Source organism: Ruegeria sp. CDSC002 (genome assembly GCF_059610905.1).
Genome location: NZ_JBXWOM010000001.1, coordinates 675222 through 698776 on the forward strand (window position 1 = coordinate 675222; position 23555 = coordinate 698776).

General features: G+C 56.8%; 22 protein-coding genes and 2 tRNA genes. 12 read left to right on the forward strand and 12 right to left on the reverse strand.

The genetic code is table 11. The features are described from left to right. Positions 1–3: 3 nt before the first annotated feature. Together AC2FJE_RS03430 and AC2FJE_RS03435 are read right to left on the reverse strand one after the other, a co-directional pair. A complete protein-coding gene (locus AC2FJE_RS03430) occupies positions 4–300 on the reverse strand; it encodes a hypothetical protein (protein ID WP_109311971.1) in 297 nt (98 codons plus the stop codon). Positions 301–453: 153 nt separating this feature from the next. Further along, complete coding sequence (locus AC2FJE_RS03435) at positions 454–1884, reverse strand: Glu/Leu/Phe/Val family dehydrogenase (protein ID WP_282118794.1); 1431 nt, start codon at positions 1882–1884, stop codon at positions 454–456. Positions 1885–2215: 331 nt separating this feature from the next. Here AC2FJE_RS03435 and AC2FJE_RS03440 point away from each other — a divergent pair, with 331 nt between their 5' ends. From AC2FJE_RS03440 to AC2FJE_RS03450, 3 genes are read left to right on the forward strand one after another with little or no spacing between them, the layout of a single operon-like run. After that, positions 2216–3997 (forward strand): pilus assembly protein TadG-related protein, encoded by a 1782-nt coding sequence (locus AC2FJE_RS03440; RefSeq protein ID WP_496760661.1) that lies wholly within the window; start codon positions 2216–2218, stop codon positions 3995–3997. Continuing rightward, on the forward strand, positions 3994–4548 hold the full coding sequence (locus AC2FJE_RS03445) for a TadE/TadG family type IV pilus assembly protein (RefSeq protein ID WP_282118796.1): 555 nt from the start codon (positions 3994–3996) through the stop codon (positions 4546–4548). The genes AC2FJE_RS03440 and AC2FJE_RS03445 overlap by 4 nt, the downstream gene beginning before the upstream one ends. A gap of 1 nt (position 4549) precedes the next feature. Continuing rightward, a complete protein-coding gene (locus tag AC2FJE_RS03450) occupies positions 4550–5164 on the forward strand; it encodes a TadE/TadG family type IV pilus assembly protein (RefSeq protein ID WP_282118797.1) in 615 nt (204 codons plus the stop codon). On the opposite strand, the gene AC2FJE_RS03455 is transcribed toward AC2FJE_RS03450, so the two are convergent. Next, positions 5100–5591 (reverse strand): hypothetical protein, encoded by a 492-nt coding sequence (locus AC2FJE_RS03455; RefSeq protein ID WP_282168607.1) that lies wholly within the window; start codon positions 5589–5591, stop codon positions 5100–5102. The genes AC2FJE_RS03450 and AC2FJE_RS03455 overlap by 65 nt on opposite strands. Before the next feature lie 158 nt (positions 5592–5749). Between AC2FJE_RS03455 and AC2FJE_RS03460 the strand changes: the two genes are divergently transcribed. Beyond that, positions 5750–6661 carry a pirin family protein gene (locus AC2FJE_RS03460; protein ID WP_496694950.1) on the forward strand — a complete coding sequence of 304 codons (912 nt, stop codon included), beginning with the start codon at positions 5750–5752 and terminating at the stop codon, positions 6659–6661. 14 nt (positions 6662–6675) lie between these two features. Here AC2FJE_RS03460 and AC2FJE_RS03465 read toward each other — a convergent pair whose 3' ends face one another. Further along, a complete protein-coding gene (locus AC2FJE_RS03465; protein ID WP_496694948.1) occupies positions 6676–7263 on the reverse strand; it encodes a TetR/AcrR family transcriptional regulator in 588 nt (195 codons plus the stop codon). Positions 7264–7362: 99 nt separating this feature from the next. Here AC2FJE_RS03465 and AC2FJE_RS03470 point away from each other — a divergent pair, with 99 nt between their 5' ends. The 6 genes from AC2FJE_RS03470 to AC2FJE_RS03495 all read left to right on the forward strand — a co-directional run bounded on the left by AC2FJE_RS03470 (position 7363) and on the right by AC2FJE_RS03495 (position 12183). Beyond that, positions 7363–7611, forward strand: a complete 249-nt coding sequence (locus AC2FJE_RS03470; RefSeq protein ID WP_058274791.1) for a hypothetical protein — start codon at positions 7363–7365, stop codon at positions 7609–7611. A gap of 127 nt (positions 7612–7738) precedes the next feature. Next, positions 7739–9025 carry a homoserine dehydrogenase gene (locus tag AC2FJE_RS03475; protein WP_496753549.1) on the forward strand — a complete coding sequence of 429 codons (1287 nt, stop codon included), beginning with the start codon at positions 7739–7741 and terminating at the stop codon, positions 9023–9025. Positions 9026–9094: 69 nt separating this feature from the next. Then, complete coding sequence (gene glpX / locus AC2FJE_RS03480; RefSeq protein ID WP_058274789.1) at positions 9095–10078, forward strand: class II fructose-bisphosphatase; 984 nt, start codon at positions 9095–9097, stop codon at positions 10076–10078. Positions 10079–10168: 90 nt separating this feature from the next. Beyond that, complete coding sequence (gene recJ / locus AC2FJE_RS03485) at positions 10169–11911, forward strand: single-stranded-DNA-specific exonuclease RecJ (protein WP_496753547.1); 1743 nt, start codon at positions 10169–10171, stop codon at positions 11909–11911. Between the two features lie 98 nt (positions 11912–12009). Continuing rightward, positions 12010–12084, forward strand: a tRNA-Glu gene (locus AC2FJE_RS03490). Between the two features lie 24 nt (positions 12085–12108). Further along, positions 12109–12183 (forward strand) — tRNA-Glu (locus AC2FJE_RS03495). Between the two features lie 10 nt (positions 12184–12193). On the opposite strand, the gene AC2FJE_RS03500 is transcribed toward AC2FJE_RS03495, so the two are convergent. The 8 genes from AC2FJE_RS03500 to AC2FJE_RS03535 form a co-directional block, all read right to left on the reverse strand. Then, positions 12194–14035 carry a V-type ATP synthase subunit A gene (locus AC2FJE_RS03500; RefSeq protein ID WP_496753545.1) on the reverse strand — a complete coding sequence of 614 codons (1842 nt, stop codon included), beginning with the start codon at positions 14033–14035 and terminating at the stop codon, positions 12194–12196. After that, positions 14032–14724: a hypothetical protein gene (locus AC2FJE_RS03505; protein WP_496753543.1), complete on the reverse strand. Its 693-nt coding sequence runs from the start codon at positions 14722–14724 to the stop codon at positions 14032–14034. The genes AC2FJE_RS03500 and AC2FJE_RS03505 overlap by 4 nt, the downstream gene beginning before the upstream one ends. 1 nt (position 14725) lies before the next feature. Then, positions 14726–15403 carry a hypothetical protein gene (locus AC2FJE_RS03510; RefSeq protein ID WP_496753542.1) on the reverse strand — a complete coding sequence of 226 codons (678 nt, stop codon included), beginning with the start codon at positions 15401–15403 and terminating at the stop codon, positions 14726–14728. Next, the gene (locus AC2FJE_RS03515) at positions 15403–15846 is read right to left on the reverse strand and encodes an ATP synthase subunit C (RefSeq protein ID WP_108858997.1); all 444 of its coding nucleotides are present in this window, start codon (positions 15844–15846) and stop codon (positions 15403–15405) included. Before AC2FJE_RS03515 ends, AC2FJE_RS03510 begins: the two co-directional genes overlap by 1 nt. Next, positions 15843–17639: a V-type ATP synthase subunit I gene (locus AC2FJE_RS03520; RefSeq protein WP_496753540.1), complete on the reverse strand. Its 1797-nt coding sequence runs from the start codon at positions 17637–17639 to the stop codon at positions 15843–15845. Before AC2FJE_RS03520 ends, AC2FJE_RS03515 begins: the two co-directional genes overlap by 4 nt. Then, positions 17636–18241, reverse strand: coding sequence for a V-type ATP synthase subunit D (locus AC2FJE_RS03525; RefSeq protein ID WP_496753538.1), 606 nt, complete (start codon positions 18239–18241; stop codon positions 17636–17638). Before AC2FJE_RS03525 ends, AC2FJE_RS03520 begins: the two co-directional genes overlap by 4 nt. After that, positions 18219–19580, reverse strand: a complete 1362-nt coding sequence (locus AC2FJE_RS03530) for a V-type ATP synthase subunit B (protein ID WP_109311955.1) — start codon at positions 19578–19580, stop codon at positions 18219–18221. The genes AC2FJE_RS03525 and AC2FJE_RS03530 overlap by 23 nt, the downstream gene beginning before the upstream one ends. A gap of 190 nt (positions 19581–19770) precedes the next feature. Then, on the reverse strand, positions 19771–21174 hold the full coding sequence (locus tag AC2FJE_RS03535; RefSeq protein WP_282168617.1) for an MATE family efflux transporter: 1404 nt from the start codon (positions 21172–21174) through the stop codon (positions 19771–19773). Between the two features lie 264 nt (positions 21175–21438). On the opposite strand from AC2FJE_RS03535, the gene AC2FJE_RS03540 reads away from it, so the two are divergent. Both AC2FJE_RS03540 and AC2FJE_RS03545 read left to right on the forward strand, forming a co-directional pair. Continuing rightward, positions 21439–22851, forward strand: a complete 1413-nt coding sequence (locus AC2FJE_RS03540; protein WP_496694935.1) for a GMC oxidoreductase — start codon at positions 21439–21441, stop codon at positions 22849–22851. Further along, entirely contained in the window at positions 22848–23279 is a 432-nt protein-coding gene (locus AC2FJE_RS03545; protein ID WP_282168619.1) for a hypothetical protein, read from the forward strand. The genes AC2FJE_RS03540 and AC2FJE_RS03545 overlap by 4 nt, the downstream gene beginning before the upstream one ends. Positions 23280–23555 lie beyond the last annotated feature (276 nt).

The following is a 23555-nucleotide window of genomic DNA, read 5'->3' on the forward strand; positions in this document are numbered from 1 at the left end:
GGATTATTGCAGCAAACACAGCTCAAGCCACGCGGCGCCCAGATCCTTTTTGCGTACATCGCGCATCTTTTGCTCATAAACCCAAGGCGCGATCAACGGGATGGCAGCATTGTAATTTTCGGGCCAGGTCGGGCTGGTATCGGCAACTGCCTGGGGCACGTCACGCTCTTTTACCCGGTCCAGCCGTGCCTTCTGGATCGCCGCAACAACTTCAGCCTGGTATTGGCAGCTTTGCTCTTTGGTTTCTTCCGCAACTAATGGGGTGGCCAGCAAAGCGGCTGCAATGGCGATACGCAACATAGGGAACTCCGGTAATCGATTCTGTCGCTGCAGCTTACCTGTCGCAGGCACGGCCTGCCATTGCCGTTTTTGGCGTGTCTACCGTGGTTAAGTCGGCCAGCCCTTACCGTTGGGGCAGCCAGACAAAGCTAGGCTGCCCCTGATTTCAAAACATCACAGCCCTTTGGCGCGATAGCTCTTGGACACACGGTCGATGGCCACAATATAGGCCGCCGTCCGCAGATCCTCGACATCATCGCGACTGTGCCAGACTTCGCGCATAGATTGATAAGCAATGCGCATCGTGTCATCGAGGCCCGAGCGCACCAGTTCCAGCTCGTCCGCGCCGCGAAGGTACTTGGCCTTAAAGTCCGGAGACATCGACCAGGCATCGCCAAGATAACGATCCAGCCGCTGCAGCTCGCTCACGATCAGCTCGTGCCGCGCCTCTTCCTGACGGCGCTGCATGCGACCGAAGCGAATATGGCTCAGGTTCTTGACCCATTCGAAATAGGAAACGGTCACACCGCCCGCGTTTGCATACATGTCCGGTATGATCACCGTGCCCTTCTTGCGCAGAATCTCATCCGCACCTGCAGTCACAGGACCATTCGCAGCCTCGATGATCAAAGGCGCCTTTATCCGGTCTGCGTTTGACAGGTTGATGACCGCCTCCAGAGCAGCCGGGATGAGGATATCGCATTCTTCTTCAAGAACTGCACCACCCTCGGCCGAGTGCGTCGCATCCGGATAGTCACTGACACCGCCATGCTTGACGATCCATTGCCGCACGGATTCCACGTCGATCCCGTCGGGATTATAAAGCGCGCCATCCCATTCGATGATGCCGACAATTCTGGATCCATCCTCTTCGCTCAGGAACTTCGCGGCGTGATAACCCACATTGCCCAGCCCCTGAACGATGACACGTTTTCCATCCAGCTTGCCGGTCAGCCCCGCCTTTTGCATGTCTTCCGGGTGGCGGAAGAATTCACGCAGGGCGTATTGGATGCCGCGACCTGTTGCTTCAACCCGGCCTGCGATACCGCCCGCGTTCAGCGGCTTTCCTGTAACACAGGCGCGTGCATTGATGTCCGTCGTGTTCATCCTGGCGTATTGATCCGCCATCCAGGCCATCTCACGCTCACCCGTTCCCATGTCGGGGGCTGGCACGTTTTGCGAAGGGTTGATCAGATCGCGCTTGGCCAGCTCATAGGCAAAGCGGCGGGTGATCTGCTCCAACTCGTGCTCTTCGTATTTTCGGGGATCGATGCACAATCCCCCTTTTGATCCGCCAAAGGGCGTTTCAACCAGAGCACATTTATAAGTCATCAGGGCGGCAAGCGCCTCGACCTCGTCCTGGTTCACAGCAAGGGCGTAACGAATACCGCCCTTAACAGGCTCCATATGCTCGGAATGGACCGAGCGGTAACCGGTGAATGTATGGATATCGCCGCGCAGGCGGACGCCGAACCGAACAGTGTAGGTGGCGTTGCAGACACGAATCTTTTCCTCCAACCCCGGCGGCAGGTCCATAAGGGACGCCGCCCTGTTAAACATCAAATCTACACTTTCGCGAAAGCTGGGTTCATTAATGGCCGTCATGTAATCCTCCGTGCCGACGAACGACGAGCGTTCTGACGTTTTGTCGCACCCATTGGCTAAACGATCAATAATTAAGCAACAATAAAACCCGAAATCGCCACGAAAGCTCTCGGACCGGGCTGAGTCGCGCACGGCGCTTAACTTTGGAAGAATTGTCGCCTGACCGAAAACAGAGGCAAAAAAGCCGTTCAATTATCTACGGTTCGCGCCCAAAGTTGCCATATCTTCGGCACTTCCGCCCAATTCACGCCACGATTCGCCGTTAGTTTTCAAACGTTAACTTTTCCTTAGCAGCGCCGGATGTCTGCTCAGCGAGGTCGGCCAGATGAAAATGCGCATATTTAAGTGCAACACCAAGAATTTTAAGAAAGCAGCTGCGTCTGCTGATCGTTTTTCCCGCGACGAGGATGGCGGGGTCTTTACGATCTTTGTTGCCGTCGGATTTATCCTCATCATGGCGACAGCCGGAATCGGTGTGGACATAATGAACTTTGAGCGTGACAGGGCCAGCCTCCAAGGTACGCTCGATCGTGCGGTTCTTGCTGCAGCGAACGTCAAACAGGAACTCCCACCGGTGGAAGTGGTTAAATCCTATATCGAGAAGTCTGAGGTCCGGGGCAAACTAACCGGAGAACCTGTGGTGGTCGATGATCCTCGCGGTGGATCAAGGAAGGTCACGGCCAACGCTGAAGTAGACGTTAAAACACACTTCCTGACGTTTTTTGGATACGGAACGCTTACAGCCGCGGTCACAAGTGTCGCGGAAGAGTCTATCGGCTCGATCGAAATCGCGATGGTTCTCGATATCTCCGGATCGATGAGCTGGGATTCCGCGACGGAAAACAAAACAAAAATGGAAGCTCTTAAGGACGCCGCTACACAGTTTGTGACGACGATGTATCAGAAAGAGAATCCGGACAAGATTTCGATCTCGATCATACCGTACAACAACCAAGTAAACGCCGGTGCAAATATCCTGGGCAACATGCCCGGTGTAACGACCGAGCACGACTATTCGCACTGCGTTGACTTTGTGGATAGCGATTTCAGAGAACACTGGATTGACCCGGACAAAAGTCTCAATCGTACGGCGCATTTCGACCGCAGAAACTATAATGACGATTACAATGACGAAAGACACCAAATCTCGCGCTCGGTTTGCACCACCCGTGCGGGCAGCGATATTACAGCAGTGACGAACGTTGTTTCCGAATTGCACGATCAGATCGCGGCGATGACTCCAGGCGGAAACACTTCGATTGATATCGGAGTGAAATGGGGGGCCGCGCTGCTGGACCCTCAATTTCAGCCTGTAATTAACAAGCTTTCCCGACAAAACGCCGATCCTGATTCTGTAGATCCGGATACGGGTCTGGATGTCACCACGGGCCTTGATCCTAAGAAGATTGTTCCGGCGGTGTTTGACAACCGTCCGATGAAGTATGAATCAGACGTCAAAAAAATCTTGATCGTCATGACCGACGGCGAGAACACTGAAAACTGGGTTTTGAACGAGGCATACCGCGATGGGCCTTCGGATGTTTGGTACAACCCAAATTATGAGCATGAGGTCAGAAGTTGTTGGTATAATAGGTGGGGTCAACTCCGCTGTAGAACCGACAGGTACGGCGGCGAATATAGCGTCCGCACATCTGCCCCTGACGAGCCGCCTGCGTACTATTGGACCAGACAGGAGTTGGAGGGCCAGACCGAACCCTTTGGCGGTGAAGCGGCAGATCAATCAGTGCGCCTGACCTACCCGCAACTGTGGAATCGCGTCACTTTGGACTGGAACGCCGAGTACAACTACGCTTGGCAGTCCAACCACAATCAAACTTGGTATGACAACGCATTCACCGAGATTTACCGGACCAAGAAAGACACCCGGTTGAGCGATATCTGTACCCAAGTCAAGGGTAAGAATGTTGATGTCTATGGCATTGCATTTGAAGCGCCCGACGTAGGTGTTACTGCGATTAGAAATTGTTCCAGCGGCGCAGGGTTCTTTTACGAAGTCAAAGCGAGTGGCGGCCTGGGCGATGACCAACGTACGATTACAGAGGTCTTTGACTCAATTGCTACGGCAATCAAACGCCTGAGGTTGACGCAATGATCCGCAAAGCTCTGGGAAAAGTTCTTCGGTTCAAACGCACTGAGGACGGTGGCTTGACCATTGAGTTCGTCATTTGGTTCCCCGTCTACATGTTCTTCATTCTGGGCGTCATCGAATATTCGCTGGTCACAATTCAGCAGGCGATGCTGGATCGTTCAATGGACCTGGTTGTGCGTAACATTCGACTTGGGATCGGCTTGGAGGACACGCAGCACGATACAATCAAAGACGCGATCTGCAATGAAATGGTCATCATGCAAGATTGCTCCAAAAACCTGCAGTTGGAGATGATTGTTCAAGACCCATATGGGGGGGTGAACCTCCCTGTCGAAGCGGACTGTGCGGATAGGGCGGAAGAGGCCAAACCGGTCCGAGAGTTTTCAAGTGGCGGGGCGAATGCACTGATGATCTTGCGCGCTTGCGCGAGGGTCGATCCGCTTTTCCCGACGACGGCATTAGGACGGGGTGGAACAGACATGAGCCGGGCTTTGTCAGACGATGATGGCCTGATCACACTTACGTCAACGACAACCTTTGTTCAGGAGCCTTGATATGACGCGTCTTTATTCATGCCTCCGACGCGCTCTCGGGACTTTTGTGCGTCGCGAAAGTGGTAGCCTGACGGTGGAATCGGCTCTGTTAGCTCCGATGCTCGTATGGTCCGTAGTGATGACTTACGGGTATTTTGACGGATTTCGCGAAAGCACCGCCAACCTGAAAGCTGCGTTCACGGTCAGCGACTTGATCTCGCGAGAAGCTGAGAACGAAATTACCGACACCTACGCGAGCTCCATGTATGTGATATTCAATCGAATGGTGCGCGATAACACGCCGCTGAAGATGCGTTTGTCACTGGTCAGGTACAACGCCGAAGACGATCTTCATATTGTTGAGTGGTCGACACATTGCGGGTTTACGGGTACTTGGAACAATGGAAACGTCAAACCATTGGCTGACACCCTGCCAGCGATGGCGGACTTGGACACTTTGATCGTTGTGGAAACATCCAAAGACTATGATCCGCCGATTAACACTGATTGGTTGGCCAGTCCGCATAAGTTTGACAACGTGGTTTTCACGCGTCCACGATTTGTACCGACAATTAAGGCAAACGTTTCTGATCGGTTCTGTCAGCAGGATGTAGTGGGTGTAGCACCTGGAGCATAAATTTGGTTTCGGCGGCTGTGGTCAGGCCGCCGATGCCAACACGGCGCCCCAATCGCCACCACAGTCCCGGTGCCCAGCTGTTTCCTGCGCTTTCCGTAGTCTTCAACAAAAATCCATTTGACGGCTTGAACGCAAACACCCCCTGATCGATCGACTCGATATCTTCGACACGCGCAATCACCTGCCCTGAACCGGTCCGCAATTCAGTCTCGGTCAGCTCGATCCAGTCACTGGTGGCTTGCCACATGCGATAGGCCAGCCAGAACGCCGCCACACCAACGACAAGTAAAAAGACCAGCCAGGCCGGTTCCGGTGGCGTGGTCAAAGCGACATAGATGACCAGCACACCCACGGTCGACAGCATCCCCACCCCTATCCAACGTCTGGATGATGAAGGTCGGACCGTGGCCAGAATTTCTTGTTGCATTGACGTCCCCTGCTCTGCTCGGTCCGGGTTTATCCGCTTTGTCTGCCGAAAAACAGAGGGAAGCCGACTATGGAATTGCGCACAGCACCCGTGTTTGCACGCAAATTGACGCATATCGCCAACAGCATACATGATCCCCACAAATTCAGGAGGCCATCATGTCCCTTAGACCAACATTGGAAACCCGCAAAGCCATGCCAACCATGGAAGGCGCAGGCGTCAAATTGCACCGGGCGTTTGGCTTTCAGGACCCGTCCGAGCTAGACCCGTTCCTGTTGTTCGACGACTTCCGCAATGATCACCCCAAGGATTATCAGGCAGGCTTCCCCTGGCATCCGCATCGCGGCATCGAAACCATCACTTATGTCCTGTCCGGCTCGGTCGAGCATGCGGATTCGCTGGGCAACACCGGCACTTTGGGCGCAGGCGACGTTCAGTGGATGACCGCCGGGTCCGGAATCCTGCATCAGGAAATGCCCAAGGGAAACGGTGCGGGCCAAATGCACGGTTTCCAGCTGTGGGGCAATCTGCCATCAGATCAAAAGATGACAGCCCCCCGCTATCAGGATGTCCAAAGCAAAGAGATCCCCGAGGTCACTGATGATGACGGCGCCACTGTGCGCGTTATTGTTGGTGAGTTCTGGGGCAAAACCGGCCCGGTAGACGGTATTGCCGCCGACCCGCAGTACTTGGATATTCAGGTTCCGGCCGGTGTAAGAAAAACCTTTCGCATCGACACCTACCGCCGGGCGTTTGCCTATGTGTTCCAAGGACAGGCGGCCTTTGCCGATGCATCACAACCTACCGGCGTGCTTTTGGAAAAAGAGGTCGCGGGACAAGAGGTCAACATCCGTGATCTGTCCGGTGACCGCACTTTGGTTCGGTTCGGCACCGGTGATGAGGTCACGGTTCAAGCTGGTCCGGAAGGTGTCCGGTTTCTGTTGATCTCGGGCGCGCCCATTGATGAGCCTGTCGCATGGCATGGTCCAATTGTCATGAACACGCGTGCCGAGCTGGAACTGGCGTTCAAAGAACTGCGCAATGGCACATTCATCCGCGCCGCGCACTGATTAAGCAAAGTTGGTCAGGCGGTTACGGCGCGTCTGACCATATCCCAATAAACCTGCTCTACTTCGTCCAGCGACAAGCGTCCGCCTGCACGGTACCAGGTCATCACACCATTCAGCATCGCGATCACGGCCAAGGTCGCGATTTTGGTATCGGCAACCGAAAAGAGCCCAGACTTCTGCCCATCCTGCAAGATGGCTTCAAGCGAATCCTCATAAGCGCGGCGCAGGCCTTCGATTTCCGAGAAGTTTTCGGGCGTTAGGTTGCGCAGCTCCATATAGGCGATAAAGACTTCATCCGGTCGCTCCATATGAAACCGAATGTGAAAGCCGACAAAGCGGCGTAGCGCAGTCTCGGCATCGGTGGGTTTTTCAAGTTCACCATAAGCGGCCAACAGATCCTGCATGTGATCCTGCATCAGGCGAAACAGCAGACTTTGCTTGTCGGGCGTGTAGTTGTACAGCGCCCCCGCCTGCACACCCACATCTTTTGCGATCTGGCGCATGGATACAGCGGCATAGCCATGTCGGGCAAACAGCCCCAGCGCTGCTTTTCGAATGCGCGGGCCGGTGATATCGGAGTGTGAGCCTTGGGTACGTGCCATACCGCCACCGTATATGAACAAGCGTTCATATAGAACCCCGCTTGAACGACCGCCGCAAAAGGTGCATCACGGGGTCAGTCTCCATTGAAAGGGTTCGGTATGAAGCCCCTGCCACTTTTGGTTCTGCTTCTGACTTGCGCAGCCTGCACGGACTTCCCGGAGTTGGAAGGACGCGAACAGCCGAATGTGCGCTCGGCCGCGTATCCGAAGCTGGTCCCACTTCAGGACATTCTTGGCCCGCCCATAGATCCCGTGAACGAAGCGGCCGAGGTTGAAGAAGACCTGACCGCGCGCCGCGAAGCGCTGGCCAAAAGGGCCGAAGCGCTGCAGAACGCGCAAACCAACTGACCTTTCGCGTTTCAACCGACTGTTACCGCTGTCCCGGATTGCGCCTCGACGCCGAACCCGTTAAGGCACCTTTGAACGGGCAAACAGCCCGAAACCAAGGACATTCGAGCGGAAAGGAACCCACGGGATGACACAGGCGCTGCGGCTGGGAATTGCCGGCTTGGGAACAGTTGGCGTGGGTGTCGTGCGGATCGTGCGCCGCCATGCCGACCTGCTGCAGGCGCGTACAGGTCGCGCGATCGAAATCACCGCTGTTTCTGCGCGCGACGCAAACAAAGACCGTGGCGTGAACCTGTCGGAGTATGCATGGGAGACTGATCCCGTCTCATTGGCGCAGCGCGACGATGTCGATATTTTTGTCGAACTTATGGGCGGCGAAAACGGCCCCGCCAAAGCATCTGTCGAGGCCGCGTTGGCCGCTGGCAAGGATGTGGTGACCGCGAACAAGGCTTTGTTGGCCATTCACGGTCAGGAGCTGGCTGAAAAAGCCGAGGCCGCAGGCCGTGTGATCCGTTTTGAGGCCGCCGTTGCGGGCGGTATCCCCGTGATCAAATCCCTGACCGAGGGGCTGGCCGGGAACGAGATCACCCGCGTCATGGGCGTGATGAACGGCACCTGCAACTATATCCTGACGCGGATGCAATCGCAGGAGCTGGGGTATAACGCGCTGTTCGAAGAATGCGCCGAACTGGGCTACCTCGAGGCTGACCCGAACCTGGACGTGGGCGGCATCGACGCGGCGCACAAGCTGGCGCTGTTGTCCTCGATCGCATTTGGCACCAAACCGAATTTCGACGGCATCCAGATCGAAGGCATCCAGCATATCAGTCTGGATGACATTCATCAGGCAGCCGACATGGGCTATCGCATCAAGCTGCTGGGTGTCGCTCAGCGCTCGGCACGCGGTCTGGAACAGCGAATGCAGCCGTGCCTTGTACCCAGCGGCTCGCCCCTGGGTCAGCTGGAAGGCGGCACCAATATGGTTGTCATCGAAGGCGACTCGGTCGATCAGGTTGTCCTGCGCGGCCCTGGCGCAGGCGAGGGTCCAACGGCAAGCGCCGTGATGGGCGACGTCTGCGATCTGGCGCGGGGGTTGCAAATCCCGACCTTTGGCCGCCCTGCAGAAACGTTGGAAGACGCAAAACCCGCTATTACCGGGCTGCCCGCCCCCTACTACCTGCGCCTCGCACTGTTCGACAAGCCCGGTGCGCTGGCCAAAGTTGCCGCCATTCTGGGTGGCGCGGGCGTCTCGATCGACCGGATGCGCCAGTACGGGCACACCGAAGCCACCGCGCCGGTTCTGATTGTGACCCACAAAACCACGCGGGCCACTTTGGATGTCGCTTTGGAAGGGCTTCGCGCGACCGATGTCGTGTCGGGGGAACCCGTCGCATTGCGGATTGAAGAGGTTTGACCCTTGCGGCCTGCATAAAACGCAGGCTATGCCCGATGAAACGCCTTTATTGACCTGAGGATACAAAAAATGAGCGCTGCCAAAATCGATTTCAACGACCGCCTGTTGTCTCTGGGCCTTGCACGGGTCGCAGAGCAGGCCGCACTGGCCTCGGCCTCGCTGGTCGGACGTGGTGACGAAAAGGCTGCGGATCAGGCGGCTGTAAACGCGATGCGCGAACAGCTGAACCTGCTGGACATTGCCGGCGTGGTTGTCATTGGCGAAGGCGAGCGTGACGAAGCACCGATGCTGTATATTGGCGAAGAGGTCGGCACCGGAAACGGCCCCGGTGTGGATATCGCACTGGACCCGCTTGAGGGCACGACTCTGACCGCCAAGGACATGCCGAACGCGCTGACCGTGATCGCGATGGGCCCGCGCGGGTCGATGCTGCATGCTCCTGACGTTTACATGGACAAGCTGGCCATTGGTCCGGGCTTTCCCGAAGGCGTCGTGAACCTCGACATGAGCCCACGCGAGCGTGTTGAAGCGCTGGCCAATGCCAAAGGCTGCAAGCCTGCCGACATCACCGTCTGCATTCTGGAACGTCCCCGCCACGAAGCGATGATCGCTGAAGTGCGCGAAACCGGCGCCTCGATCCGCCTGATCACCGATGGTGACGTGGCCGGCGTCATGCACTGTGCCGAAAGCGAAGAGACCGGCATCGATATGTACATGGGGCAAGGCGGAGCACCCGAGGGCGTTCTGGCCGCTGCTGCGCTGAAATGCATGGGTGGTCAGATCTTTGGCCGCCTGCTGTTCCGCAACGACGACGAGCGTGGCCGCGCCGCCAAGGCGGGTATCACCGATCTGGACCGCGTTTATTCTCGCGATGAGATGGTAACCGCAGACGTGATCTTTGCTGCAACTGGCGTGACGGGTGGCTCTTTGCTGCCGCGGATCAAACGCCAGCCGGGCTGGGTTGAAACCACCACCCTGCTGATGCGTTCCAAAACCGGTTCGGTGCGCCGCATGTCCTACCGCACGCCAACCTGGCCGCACGACAACGCGTGATGGCTTGCACCTTTGCCTTTGGCAGAGGTTTCGATAGATACAATGAGGCCGGATCCGAGAGGGTCCGGCCTTAGCATATGAGAGGCAGGCATGAGCTTTTTAGGGGTTGAGCAGTCACTGACCGGGCGGCGTTGGATCGGACCGGAGGCCGAGGTCGAACGGGCCACGGAAATGCTGGTGCAACAGTCCGGGCTGCCACGTGCGGTTTGTCAGGTTCTGGCGCGGCGCGGCGTGCCCCCCGTGGAAGCCGAAAGCTTTCTTGAACCAAAGCTGAAGGAATTGCTGCCCGATCCCCGGTCCATGAAAGATATGGAGACCGCCGCAACGCGGTTTTTGGAAGCTGTCCGAAACAAGCAGCGGATCGCGGTTTTTGCCGATTACGACGTCGATGGGGGCAGTTCGGCGGCTTTGTTGCTTGTCTGGATGCGTCAGATGGGGCTGCAAGCCACGCTGTATGTGCCAGATCGAATTGATGAGGGTTATGGGCCGAACGTGCCTGCAATGCAGGAACTGGCGGCTGCGCATGACCTAATCATCTGCGTGGATTGCGGAACGCTTAGCCATGAACCTATCGCGGCGGCAAAAGGCGCGGATGTCATTGTGCTGGACCACCACCTTGGTGGTGAAACGCTGCCCGATTGCGTGGCGGTCGTGAACCCAAACCGGCAGGATGAGAGCGGTGATTTGGGGTATTTCTGCGCTGCCGGCGTGGTGTTCCTGATGCTGGTTGAGGCCGGGCGGCAACTGCGTGAGGCTGAGGTTAAGGGTCCCGACCTGATCGGGCTGCTGGATCTTGTGGCATTGGCAACCGTTGCAGACGTGGCCCCGCTGATTGACGCGAACCGGGCGCTGGTGCGGCAAGGCCTTAAGGTCATGGCACAGAGGCAACGACCAGGGTTAGTGGCGCTGTCGGATGTGGCGCGTATGGATTCAGCCCCTACCAGCTATCACCTGGGTTTTCTTCTGGGTCCGCGCGTCAATGCGGGCGGGCGGATCGGTCAGGCCGATCTGGGCGCGCGACTGCTGAGCACGGACTCGATGACCGAAGCTGAAGCGCTGTCTCAAAGGTTGGATGAGTTGAACACCGAGCGTCGTGATATCGAAAACGCAGTACGAGCGGCAGCACTGGAACAAGCCGAGGAACGCGGATTGGACGCTCCTCTGGTTTGGGCGGCGGGCGAAGGATGGCATCCCGGCGTTGTCGGCATCGTGGCATCCCGCCTCAAGGAAAACGCCAACAGACCCGCCATTGTCATCGGCTTTGATGGTGATGAAGGCAAGGGTTCAGGGCGGTCGGTTTCTGGCGTTGATCTGGGGGCATCAATCCAACGATTGGCGGCTGAGGGACTTTTGGTCAAAGGCGGCGGGCACAAGATGGCCGCAGGGCTGACCGTTATGCGGGATCAGTTGGAACCGGCCATGGAACGCCTCAGCGAGTTGTTGGCCAAGCAAGGCGCGGGCAAAGGCGGTCCTGCAGACATGAAGCTAGACGGCGCCCTTATGCCGGGCGCAGCTTCGGTCGATCTGATCGAACAGATAGAAAAAGCCGGTCCTTTCGGGGCCAGCGCCCCTGCCCCACGCTATGCGTTGCCGGACCTGCAGGTGCGCTTTGCCAAGCGCGTCGGCGACTCCCATCTGAAACTGTCGCTGTCCGACGGGGTTGGTGGTGGCCTTGATGCCATTGCCTTTGGAGCTTTTGACGGACCGATGGGGGAAAAGCTGTCTAACCATGGCGGCGCGCGCTTTCATTTCGCCGGACGGCTTGAGGTGAACACATGGGGTGGACGGCAAAGCGTTCAGCTGAGACTGGAGGACGCGGCAGAGGCAAACTGAGCCCATTTCCAGCCTTGCCAAAAAAGTTTCGCATCCCTGCATTTTTCGGCTTGCGGGGGTCAGAGGTAAACCGTAAAAGGCCCTCCACAAGCCAGCGTGGCCCGTTCGTCTATCGGTTAGGACGCCAGGTTTTCAACCTGGAAAGAGGGGTTCGATTCCCCTACGGGCTACCACTTGTGCTAATGCCACTACCAGATGGCCCGTTCGTCTATCGGTTAGGACGCCAGGTTTTCAACCTGGAAAGAGGGGTTCGATTCCCCTACGGGCTACCATTTCCCTGACCTACACTCCAAATTTTTCGCGGCTCAGGCCCTGTATCTGTCCCCACAGCGACTTGAATTCCGGCGTGTTTTCCGCGGCGTAGTGGAAGTTCTTCATAAGACCTGTGAGCTGGGTGAACACCTGACGCACTTCACCCTTATCTTCGAATTCCGCAGTTGATTGCGTAACATCATAGATCAGCTTGAACGTCATCTTCTGACGCTCCAGCGGGACGGTTGCGTCGACTTTGTCAAAGGCATCCTGCTGTAGGTACACCATGTCCACGAACAGCGCCTTTTGCTGCGTGACGAAGTCCTCGATGGTGACACCTTCTTCACCGGTCACCTGCATCATCTGGTCGACTTGTTCGCCTTTTTCAATCAGGGCCAGCAGATCGCGCACCTTGCCTGTCCAACCGGGCTCGGCGTTCTTGTCGTACCAATCCGAGAGCTGATCGGTGTATCGCGACCAGCTAAGCATTGGGTCGACCGCAGGATAGAAACGTTTATAAGCCCGTTCTGAGGACAGCCCCAGAAAGCACTTCACGGTAGACAGCGTGGACTGCGTCACAGGCTCGTCAAAATTGCCACCCGCCGGTGAAACCGTACCGATCAGCGTCAGACTACCCAGATCGCCATCATTGGTCTTCATCGCCCCTGCGCGCTCGTACAGGCCCTTGATCGAGCTTTCCAGATAGGCAGGGAAGCCCTCTTCCCCGGGGATTTCCTCCAGCTTGCCGGAGGTCTCGCGCATGGCTTGCGCCCAGCGGCTGGTGCTGTCAGCGATCAACAGCACGTCATAGCCCATCTGGCGGTAATACTCGCCCAGGGTGATGCCGGTGAAGATCGATGCCTCACGTGCCGCTACAGGCATGGAAGAGGTGTTACAGATGATGATCGTCCGGTCCATCAGACTGCCGCCCGACATCGGGTCGGTCATCTTGGGGAATTCGTGGATCGTTTCCACCACCTCGCCCGCACGCTCACCGCAGGCCACCACGATCACGATATCCACTTTGGAGTTCCGAGCGATCAGGTTTTGCAGCACGGTTTTGCCCGCACCGAACGGGCCGGGAATACAGGCCGTGCCACCGCGCGCTATGGGGAAGAACGTGTCGATCAGGCGTTGCGAGGTCAGCACGGGTTCCGTTGGGTACAACCGTTCCGACAGGGCGCGTTTCAGGATGGTTTCAGGTAACGGTCGTCGTACCGGCCACTTTTGGCACAGGGTCAGCGTGTGCTCCCCACCCTGCTCGTCTTCAAGACGCGCGACAATCTCGTGGATCGAGGCTGCACCTTTCTGTACCCACACAACATTGTAGTCGCCGACCCAGTTGAAAGGCAGCATGATTTTGTGGGTAAACCGGCCTTCGGGAACAGTACCGATGCTGTCGCCGCCCTTGACCATATCGCCAACTTTGACTGTGGGAGTGAAAGACCATTTTGCCTGATCATCCAGCGGCGCCACATCCGCCCCGCGCGGCAGGAAAGTCCCGAACTCGGCCGCAACCTTGGTCAAAGGCGATTGCAGGCCGTCAAAGACCTGCCCCAAAAGCCCCGGCCCAAGTTCGACCGAAAGCAGCTGTCCTGACTGTTCAACCGGATCACCAACCGCTACGCCGTCCGTGCTTTCGTAGACCTGAACGTCGGCAGTATCGCCGCGCACGCGCAGCACCTCAGCCTTTAAGCGTTCCTGACGCCCGCCCGGGCCCGGACGGGTAGGAAGGATGAACACGACCTCGTTCTTGACCAGTTGTCCCGGAACGCCGGCGGCGTCTTGGTTGGCCTGAATTTTCACAAGCCCTTCCTGGACAGAGACAACGCGGGCGGTTGCGGTTTGAACCGAAGATGTTTGGGCAGTCATGCGCTTACTCTCTCAAAATCGAAATCTGCGACATTGCTCATGGCTTGCTGGGCCAGCTTCTCAAATCTTGCGGCCGCATTCTGCGCGTTGCTTTGCGCCCAGCGATCGAAAATGTTCCAGATCAAGACATAGATGGCCACGGCCTCAAAATCGAACAGGTGACGGGCGGCGTGTCGTTTCAGTTGCTTATGGCTGACTGACAGCAGCAGTCGTTCCAGACCCAAGGGGTCCTCGGCCTCAAGCAACTGGCGTGCTTCCTTGATCCACGGCATCGCCGTGGACAGACGGAAATCCGGGTCACCCCAATTGGCGGGGATGTGACGGCTCCAACGTCCAAACCCATACGCACCGGACAGCGGATTGCCACCGTGCCCGCGCAGGCGCAGTGCTGCAACAACAGTACGCAGGTCCATCCGTTCAAGGAACAGGCGGCGCAAGGATGGTTGCGGGATTTCGGCCAACGCTTGTTTGCACCTCAATACAGCCTGCGGGTCAGTGACATCCATGTCATATGCGCCCCAATTCAGAGCATGTTCCATAACCTTCAGAACCTTAGCGTCCTCGGGCGTCAGCGCCTTAAGGCGACGATCCAGCCGCAGCCGCGACAGCGGAGGTTGTTTGGCCACGAACAACCGCTCAGAGCCTGGCAGGCTGCTGATCAGGGCGATATAGGCGTCTTGGTCAGACATCTCAGCGGATCACACCTTCCAGCACGGCGCGAAACCGGGGCTGCAGATGCTCCATCAGCAACGAGGCGACCGCCTTGTCTGTTAGATCAAGTACAACGCCCTGATCTTCGGCCCGCACGCGGATACCACCCTGCGCGTCATCCGATGCATGCAGCTCTACCTGTTCACGCAACATGTCGGCTGTCAGGCCGAGGACGTATTTGGTCAGCTTACCGGATTGAATGTCATCGGCGTTCTGCTTGATGTCTTCTTGCGTTGCGACTTTGGCGGGCAGAATAACCTGCACCTTGCCATCCAGATTGACGCCTTCGGATTCGCGGCCGACGACCTCCAAAATCATCTGTTTCAGCAGGCCCGGCTCAGCCATTTCCTTGGTCACCAGACGTTCGACATCTTCGCGAAAGCGGTCGGTCAATCCACCCTTCATGGTCAAAACCGCATCACGCATGGCGGTGTTAAGCGCCTCTTCCCCAGCAGCGCGATATTTGTCGGAATCGATGCGTGCCTTTTTTTGATGGTCGTCCGCCTCGCGTTTGGCATCCGCCAGAATTTTGGCGGCTTCGGCCTTGGCTTCAGTGCGCAGTTTTTCGGCGTCGGCCTGACCAGCAGCCACGCCATCATTGCGCAGCTTATCGATCAAGGCATCCACGCCATGAGAAATCATGCCATCCTGTGCCATCAACTGATCCCCGCACTGATGACAAGGGCAAAGACAAAGGCGAACACGCCAAACCCTTCGATGATCGCTGCCGGGGCAAGCGCCAGGCCAAAGATCTCGGGCTTTTCCTTGGTGGCGTTGATCGCCGCAGCACAGGCCCGACCCTGCCAGATCCCGCAATACATCAATGCGATGCCCGACAGGATACCAATCCCGAACAAGCCGCCCGCGTTTTCAGGCGTCACCTCGCGGTTCAGGGTAAACATGATGACGATGCCATAAATCACCATCGTCGAAGGAAAGGCCGAAACGCCGACAAAGCGGCCATAGCCGCCGTCGGTTTCCGTCATGGCCCCAATACTGGCCATGCCCGCGATCGAGCATCCGACGGCGCTGGCGGCTGCGCCCAGCGCCATTGGCGCGTAGATGCCAAGCCAACCCAATGTCAAAACAAGCTCATTCATTCCTGAACCTCCTTGCGGGCGAACGGTCGAAAGACAATGCCTTCGTCCGGCAGACCCCATTTAAAGAATTCGATGTAATTGAGACGCAAACCGTGGACGACGCCGCTCATCATGGCGAGCGCGAAGTTGAGAATATGGCCGATGATCAGGATCAGCAGGGCGAACAGAACGCCCAACCCCTTGAGCGAATGCATGACAGAAACCGCCAGATCGTTGAACGTGATCGCCAGTGAGGCCGAGGCCAGACCCAACGCAAACAGGCGCATGTAGCTTAGCACATCGCCGAATGCCCCCATGGCCCCGGCAAGGCTTTGCAGCCCTCCGATCAGGCGCCAAATCCAGTCGGTTGGTTTCTTGATTATCCGCTCGCTTGAGAACCAGACGATGGCCAGAACCCCGATCCCCATCAAGGCCGCGCCCGGCACCGGAGAGTTACCCTTCATGTAGCTGAGCCACAGAACGAACCCGCCAATCAGCGCAGCGATCCAGCCCAGATTGGCGATGGCCTTCCGGTGCCCCCTTGCCGCGCGTGCGGCAAGCGCATTGGCCAGTACCAAATGCAAAACGCCAACGACAATCGAGACCATCATCATCGCACCGAAATTGTTCAGGTCGAGCAATTTGAGCTTGGACCAGAACGACCCCTCGGCTGGCGACACGCCGAAGTAACTGCCGACGAGGACGCCGTACAGGATTGTTGCGCTGGAAATGGTCACCCCAAAGCGTCGCCAGGATCGTTCACCCGGTGTTGCATCAAGCCGCTTCCAGAATAGTAAAAGGCCCAACAGGATAATCGCGCCGTATCCCGCGTCGGCTACGATCATTGCGAAGAAGACCGCAAATGAAACGGCGACGATGACACTGGGGTCCCAGTCCTTGTAACCCGGCACTTGATAAAACAGCGCCAAGTCCACTGCAGCACTACGCTTTTCCGGTTGTTCCAACAAAGTTGGCGGGCTGTCATAGGGGCTGGGTTCTTCGATCAGTACGGCAGCGCCCTTGTCACCGGCCATATCCAGAACCGCGTCTATGCGATCCTCGGGCACCCAGCCCTGCAGGGCAAACATTGCCTCTTCGTCGCGCACCTTTTGCGTGGCATGGGCCAGCTCGGCCGCGCTTTCGGCAACCGAAAGGTTCCGGCGCATCAGCGTCAGGTATCGGGTTTGCGCAACGCGTTCAGCCTCAAGCGCTTCGATCGCGATCTCGGCTTCTTCCAATTGCGCTTCAAACTCGTGAATGGGCAATGATCCGGTGTGAGTCCGTGGGACCGGCAGGATGTCGTCATCCGGCTCATCCGCAGCAATCAATACGGCATAGATGAAGCGGTGGTCCTGTTCGAGAATTGCCCATGGCGTATCCAATGCCTCCAGCGCATCGCGATGTTTGAGCGGCAGTTGATAGAACCACAACCGATTGCCCGCCAAAACATCGTCTGGTGGAAAATCCAGATCGCCCCAAGGGCGCACCTTTGCAATGCGGTTGGCAAGAAAATCCCTATGATCCGTCATGTCACGAGTGCGCTGCATCAAGTCCAGCACATCCCCGACGAACTGGTCCATCTCAAAACCGGGATCGCGCTGGATCTGTCGGCGCGGTTCGGACACGTCATTCAGGAACCGCAGCGCCTTATAGGCATTGCGCGCGCCGCGCTCACTGATCTTTTCCGGCTCAGCGGGTGGCGAAGCCAGCGGCAGGACGTGCATGCAGCCCAGATTCTGTAGCGCCTCAAGGGTCGCAGCCTTTTGGCCTGCTTGCCCGACCAGCGACAGTTTTTTGAGCCTCGCAACACTCACGACACAGCCTCCTGCGCATGTTTGCGTTTCGAGATTTTCGAGCGCACGACGGCCTGCATCTGCTCATCACTCAGATAGATGCGGATTTTCTTGATGTTGGCTTTGGCGCGCGGGATCAGAACCTTTTCGAACAGATTGACACGCTGGGTGATGGTGGCCACAGCCCTATCGAATATCTTCACCCGCTCTTCGGCCACTTTGACCCGTAGACGCGCCTCGATCATATCGTGCAGCAACCGGGCCGCCGCATCGACCCAATGAGGTTTGGCCAGATAGGAATACGGACGCACCGCAACCTCGATCCGGTCCAGCGCGGGCATCTTGACGCCGACAACGTTGACCTCTTTGACCTTGTAGTCCTTCAGCTCAACCAGACCGTCCAGATCAACGCCTTGCTGCGCCAGCATCGGCAGCTTTTCCCCAACCTTTTGCGCCAGATCCTGCACCTCTTCTTGCAAACGTTGGACATCCTCGCGCGCCTTGGCGCGCTCGGCCATCAACTGCTGACGCTTGAGGTCCAGCGACGGCAAGAACCGTTCATAGCTTTTCAGCTGCGTCTGCTCGCGCGCGAGCGACGATTTATTCAGCTGCAACCGCGCCATCGGCATCCTTTGGAAAATACTTGTCGATCAGGGCCTGCTTCATCAGTAGCTGCCCAGGTGCGAAACACTCGGCCAGAGTTTTCCACCCCAAATCCAGCGCATCTTCCAGCGGGATTGAAACGTTGATGTCCATGAAACGGGTCTTGAACAGGTCGCCAAACTTCAGCAGCTGATGGTCATAATCCGACAGGTCAAAGGCCATCGCCTGTTTCTGCGCGGCGTCACGGCTTTCGGAATAGAACCGGATCATGGTGTTCATGATCTGCCCGTGATCCTCGCGCGTTGTCTTCCCAATCACGTTCTGCTTGAGGCGCGAGAGACTGCCGAACGGGTCAATCACGCCCGAATGCAGATAGATCTGCCCTTCGGTGATATAGCCCGTGTTATCCGGCACTGGATGGGTCACGTCATTGCCCGGCATCGTTGTCACGGTCAGCACAGTGACCGATCCGCCCTTGGCATAGTCACAGGCTTTTTCGTACCGGCGGGCCAGTTGGGAATAGAGGTCCCCCATGTATCCACGCTGCGAGGGTACGCGTTCCTGGCTGATCCCGACCTCTTTCATCGCATCGGCGTAGGCGGTCATATCGGTCAGCAGGACCAGAACGCGCTTGCCTTCTTCTACCGCGAATTTTTCGGCCACGGCCAGTGCCATATCGGGTACCAGCAGCCGTTCGACCAGCGGATCCATCGCCTGATTGACGAACATCACCGTTCGGGAAAACACGCCCGCATCCTCGAAGGACGTCCTGAAGGTAAAGTAGTCGTCAAAGATCAACCCTAGCCCGCCGAACACCACGATATCCGCGTCCGCCTGAACACCAATTCTGCTGAGGAACGCGTTGAACGGCTCACCCGAGACGGAAAAAATCGGGATTTTCTGACTTTCGACCAGTGTGTTGAACACGTCGATCATCGGTACGTCCGTCCGGATCATCTTGTTGGGCACGGCGCGTTCCGCCGGGTTCACGGTTGGCCCGCCAATATCCACGCGCGGCTCAGACGACAGGTCAGGTCCACCATCAATAGATACACCCGCGCCGTCAAAAACGCGGCCCAGTATGTTCTGGGAATATGGCGTCTGCATCGGGTGGCCCAGGAACGTCGCCGTCGCCTCGGTCGAGATGCCCTTGGTGCCGGAAAACACCTGCAGGGTGACAACATCCCGGTCAATAAAAATGGCCTGCGCCAGTGTCTTGTGGCCGTCCACGGTTTCGATTACGGCCAGATCATTGAAACGCACTGCTGCGTCAGTCGATCCGTCCAGAGGCACCCTGACTTTGATCGTATCTCCGACAATCTCAAGAACACGCGTGTACTTCAAAAGACTTCCGGACATTGCTCATCCTCGGTCGTTAAAGGTGCTATTTAAATCAACGCCCCGAAACAACTTGGCGTTTTTTGCAATCATAAGTTCAGCTTACAACGAATTCATGAATTGGCAAATGAGGATGCCTTGGCTGCAAAAAAGGAGACAAAAGTCGCTTCTGGTGACCAAAAATCATTGGTGTTCCAGCGCCCGGGACAGTTCACCACCCCCTGCGCCCAAACAGGGATTGCAGCCGGCTTTGCCCGGCAAATGGGTCGATCTCTGTTGGCGCAGTCAGGCCCGAGACAACGCCGCGCACCATTACCCAGCAGATTGCAGCAAATATCACACCGCCCAGCGCCTGCCCCAACAACACACCTGGAGCGCCAGCCAAATAGGCCCCGGCGACCGCAAAGGGCCACGTGCCCAGCGTATGTCTCCCCCAGTTAACCCACGTGGAATAAATGGGATAGCCAAGGTTGTTGAAGCTTGCATTCGCAACAAAGATCACACCGTTGAAGAACGACGCCAGGGCCAACGGCCCGCAGAACAGATAGATCAGCGCCCGCGTCTCGCCTTGGGCCTGAAACAAGTCGGCGATGGGGGCACGCAGGACGAACAGCACCGCCGCCATCAGAACCACATAGACGGCGGTGAATTTTACGCCTGCCAGGAATGCACCCTTCACCCGACCATATTGCCCTGCCCCAAAGTTCTGCCCCACGATCGGGCCTATGGCCCCGGACAGTGCAAACACGACGGAAAAGGCAACAGGCATCAGCCGTCCTATTACGGCCATGCCTGCCACGGCATCGGTGCCAAACTGCGCAACCTCACGGATCACGATGGCGTTGCCGACCGGCGTGGCGACATTGGTCAGAACCGCCGGTATCGCAATCGCCCGCACCGGCTGGAGGTCTTCCCTCAAGTGCCTCAGCGACGGTCGCGCAAATCCACGGTGCACGCGCACGGCGGGCCGGACCGCTGCTATCAGCATACAGATACGCGCAATGACCGAGGCAATCGCCGCCCCATCCAGGCCAAGACCAACAGCAAAGATCAGGATCGGATCCAAAATTGCGTTTGCCAGCCCGCCGTAAATCGTAGCCTGCATGGACCGGCGCGCATCACCGTGCGCACGCAACACAGCCATACCCGTCATTGCCGCAGCCATCACCCACATGGTCGGCAGAATGATGCTGACATACCGTGCGGCCAATTGCAGAACCTCACCCTGCGCGCCCAGCAAAGACAGCAGAAACTTGATATTAATCATGACCATGGCAGACACAATCAATCCCATCAGAATACCAAGAAGGGCAACGCTGGTTCCGAATTGCCGGGCTTTTTCGGGCCGCCCGGCCCCCAACTCGCGGGCGACAAGAGCCCCGGCTGCGATGGACAGCCCCACATTGATCGAGTTGGTGAAAAACAAAAGCGTGCCCGCATAGCCGACCGCTGCGGCCAACGCGTCGTTGCCCAGCATCGAGATGAACACCATGTCCACGAAATCCACGGCAAAGATTGCCATAAGACCAATGCTGGTGGTCAGCGACATTCGGGTCACGTGCCGCATCAAACTGCCGGTCAAAAAGACAGCCATGCCCTTGGATTGTTGTGTCATTGGCTGGTCCGTCCCTTTGCCCTCACCAGCAATCTGCCCGTGATGGGCACCAATCAGCAACCTCAAACTGATCTGCGCGCGCCGGAGTCGCCCAATGTTTATTCAATTTGCGAATTAGGCCGCCTTTGCCCATCAATGATCATAGCCCTATCGGCCAGTTGACTTGCGCGCGGCCATTTTCATGCCATACTATGCAGAATTGTTATTCTACGCTGATTTTCAGCCACTTGTTTGTTTGATGAGTAAAAAGGTCAACCTGTTGTCATGCAGCGCGTATCTTTAGACGAAGCCAGCTCTCGTGAATGGGACGTGATAATCGCAGGATCCAGTTTCTCAGCGATGTTCTTCGGTCATGGGCTTCCGCCGGACCTGAATGTGTTGTTCGTCGAAAAGGGCGATGAATACACTCATTCAGACCAGATCGAAAACGGCCCCGCGGTTCAAGAAGCTTTTACACAAAGAAACACGTCCGGGCTGAAAAAAAATTGGCTCGCCTACACTCTACTTGGTGGAAACTCGAATTACTGGTGGGGCAATGTACCCAGGTTCCATCCAAACGACTTTGCCCTGAACAGCAAGTTTGGTGTCGGTATTGACTGGCCTATTAGTTACGATGATCTCGAACCTTATTGGGAACGTGTCGAAGATATCATCGAAGTTGCCGGCGGTCAGTCACAGGATATTCTTCCACGCCGAAAGCCATTTCCCTACCCCGCACATACTCCTTCGCGTGCTGATGCTGCTTTACAGGAATCTTCGCCCCTATGGGTACCTGCATCCAACGCGACGTCAAACGGCGGTTCACGACCAACGTGCTGTGCAAACGGGGTATGTCGGACGTGTCCTATCGACTCCAAATTTACCGTATTGAACAGTTTCGACAAACTCACCCATCCTGGTTCGCACTACCTACTTGGCACCGAAGTGAGGGCGGTAGATATCGAAGGCGGACGCGCACGCGGTATTCGCGTCAAAAGTAACGATGGCAATGAAGTGCGCCTTCGCGCCGACACAGTTGCGCTGGGTACCAATGCAATATTCAACGCAGCCATTTTGAAACGCTCGGACGTTCGCAATGACGCGCTAGGACGGTACCTTCACGAACAAGCGGCAGTGAAAGTCCTAGTGGACACAGCCAAACTAAAGGCTTTTTTTGGTGGCACATCGGAAACCGGACTTGGCTATCATTTTTACCATGACGTAGATCGTAGAACGTCCGCAGCGGTGCTCATCGAAACCATAAACGCACCTGTATCGATCCGAAAAGAACCCGGCAAATGGGCAAACCGTATTAACCTGCGCCTAGCAGTTGAAGATCTTCCCATCGCCGAAAACCGCGTCATTTTGGAAGATGATGAACCAGTCATCGAATGGACTGGATATTCCGACTATGCCAAACGCGGTATAGAGCGAGTAAAGACTGGTCTGCCCGACATAATTCCGGACACAATCGAACATCTGTGGTTTTCAGACATTCTGCCATCTGACGCTCATATCCAGGGCACGCACCGGATGGGCGTTTCCGCCGAAGACTCAGTCGTTGACGACAGGCTGCGCCTACATTCCGCACCCAACGTCTTTGTACTTGGCTCGGGTGCATTCCCCACCTGTTCGCCCGCCAACCCGTCGCTGACAATCTCGGCGCTGGCGCTTCGCGCATCGGAGGCGGTTACATGAAGTTTTCCCGTCGCAAGGTAATCGCGTTAGGTGCAGGGGTCGTCGGCCTTGGCCTGGCATATCGGGGGATCAAAGGGCATGGCATCGCAGCGCATGCGCTGGAGGTGATCCGCGACGTCTACGGCCCCGAGATCGCCGATGATCCGGTAGCACATGAATTTGCACAGGCGTACGAGGATTTCGTCCTTGAGAAAGGTACGCAAGGTCAGGTGTTGGATGTGGTTTACTGGACCGGTCTTCAGGACGTTCCTTTTGTAGACGAAAGGCTCGGCCGGATAAAAGACAGCGTCGTGGACAAGTTTGCGACCTCAACTAATGTGATCCTTGCTACCGAACTCGGCAAGCCACTGGAATTCGTTGCCTTGTTCGATCCATTTCTCAACTCCTGCCAGAACCAACTGGGCGCGCAGGGGTATACCCTGGCGTGATCGCACCACAGTTTCCGATGCGGTATGCGACGGTTCGGGCCTGCAAGCATAAACCACAAAACCGGCGTGGATACTTCTGTTTCGCTACAACTTTCGGGGCGACCTTACCCGTATTCGAGCTGTATTTGAGTTGGTTATCCAAGCACCCCCACCCGCAAAAGGCACCGGTCTGCGCTGGATGCAGGTCCCATGGTAGAAAAATCAGTACAAAAGTTCGTCCAATACATTATAAGAAATGAATATACTGAATTTACGATATTCGATTTGCGCGACGAC

Coding starts and splice junctions, on each gene's coding strand:
- AC2FJE_RS03455 (WP_282168607.1), bottom strand. CDS start 5,591: ATGCAACAAGAAATTCTGGCCACGGTCCGACCTTCATCATCCAGACGT.
- AC2FJE_RS03475 (WP_496753549.1), top strand. CDS start 7,739: ATGACACAGGCGCTGCGGCTGGGAATTGCCGGCTTGGGAACAGTTGGC.
- AC2FJE_RS03445 (WP_282118796.1), top strand. CDS start 3,994: ATGATCCGCAAAGCTCTGGGAAAAGTTCTTCGGTTCAAACGCACTGAG.
- recJ (WP_496753547.1), top strand. CDS start 10,169: ATGAGCTTTTTAGGGGTTGAGCAGTCACTGACCGGGCGGCGTTGGATC.
- AC2FJE_RS03500 (WP_496753545.1), bottom strand. CDS start 14,035: ATGACTGCCCAAACATCTTCGGTTCAAACCGCAACCGCCCGCGTTGTC.
- AC2FJE_RS03540 (WP_496694935.1), top strand. CDS start 21,439: ATGCAGCGCGTATCTTTAGACGAAGCCAGCTCTCGTGAATGGGACGTG.
- AC2FJE_RS03450 (WP_282118797.1), top strand. CDS start 4,550: ATGACGCGTCTTTATTCATGCCTCCGACGCGCTCTCGGGACTTTTGTG.
- glpX (WP_058274789.1), top strand. CDS start 9,095: ATGAGCGCTGCCAAAATCGATTTCAACGACCGCCTGTTGTCTCTGGGC.
- AC2FJE_RS03545 (WP_282168619.1), top strand. CDS start 22,848: ATGAAGTTTTCCCGTCGCAAGGTAATCGCGTTAGGTGCAGGGGTCGTC.
- AC2FJE_RS03470 (WP_058274791.1), top strand. CDS start 7,363: ATGAAGCCCCTGCCACTTTTGGTTCTGCTTCTGACTTGCGCAGCCTGC.
- AC2FJE_RS03515 (WP_108858997.1), bottom strand. CDS start 15,846: ATGAATGAGCTTGTTTTGACATTGGGTTGGCTTGGCATCTACGCGCCA.
- AC2FJE_RS03460 (WP_496694950.1), top strand. CDS start 5,750: ATGTCCCTTAGACCAACATTGGAAACCCGCAAAGCCATGCCAACCATG.
- AC2FJE_RS03525 (WP_496753538.1), bottom strand. CDS start 18,241: ATGGCGCGGTTGCAGCTGAATAAATCGTCGCTCGCGCGCGAGCAGACG.
- AC2FJE_RS03505 (WP_496753543.1), bottom strand. CDS start 14,724: ATGTCTGACCAAGACGCCTATATCGCCCTGATCAGCAGCCTGCCAGGC.
- AC2FJE_RS03510 (WP_496753542.1), bottom strand. CDS start 15,403: ATGGCACAGGATGGCATGATTTCTCATGGCGTGGATGCCTTGATCGAT.
- AC2FJE_RS03430 (WP_109311971.1), bottom strand. CDS start 300: ATGTTGCGTATCGCCATTGCAGCCGCTTTGCTGGCCACCCCATTAGTT.
- AC2FJE_RS03535 (WP_282168617.1), bottom strand. CDS start 21,174: ATGACACAACAATCCAAGGGCATGGCTGTCTTTTTGACCGGCAGTTTG.
- AC2FJE_RS03530 (WP_109311955.1), bottom strand. CDS start 19,580: ATGTCCGGAAGTCTTTTGAAGTACACGCGTGTTCTTGAGATTGTCGGA.
- AC2FJE_RS03465 (WP_496694948.1), bottom strand. CDS start 7,263: ATGGCACGTACCCAAGGCTCACACTCCGATATCACCGGCCCGCGCATT.
- AC2FJE_RS03435 (WP_282118794.1), bottom strand. CDS start 1,884: ATGACGGCCATTAATGAACCCAGCTTTCGCGAAAGTGTAGATTTGATG.
- AC2FJE_RS03440 (WP_496760661.1), top strand. CDS start 2,216: ATGCGCATATTTAAGTGCAACACCAAGAATTTTAAGAAAGCAGCTGCG.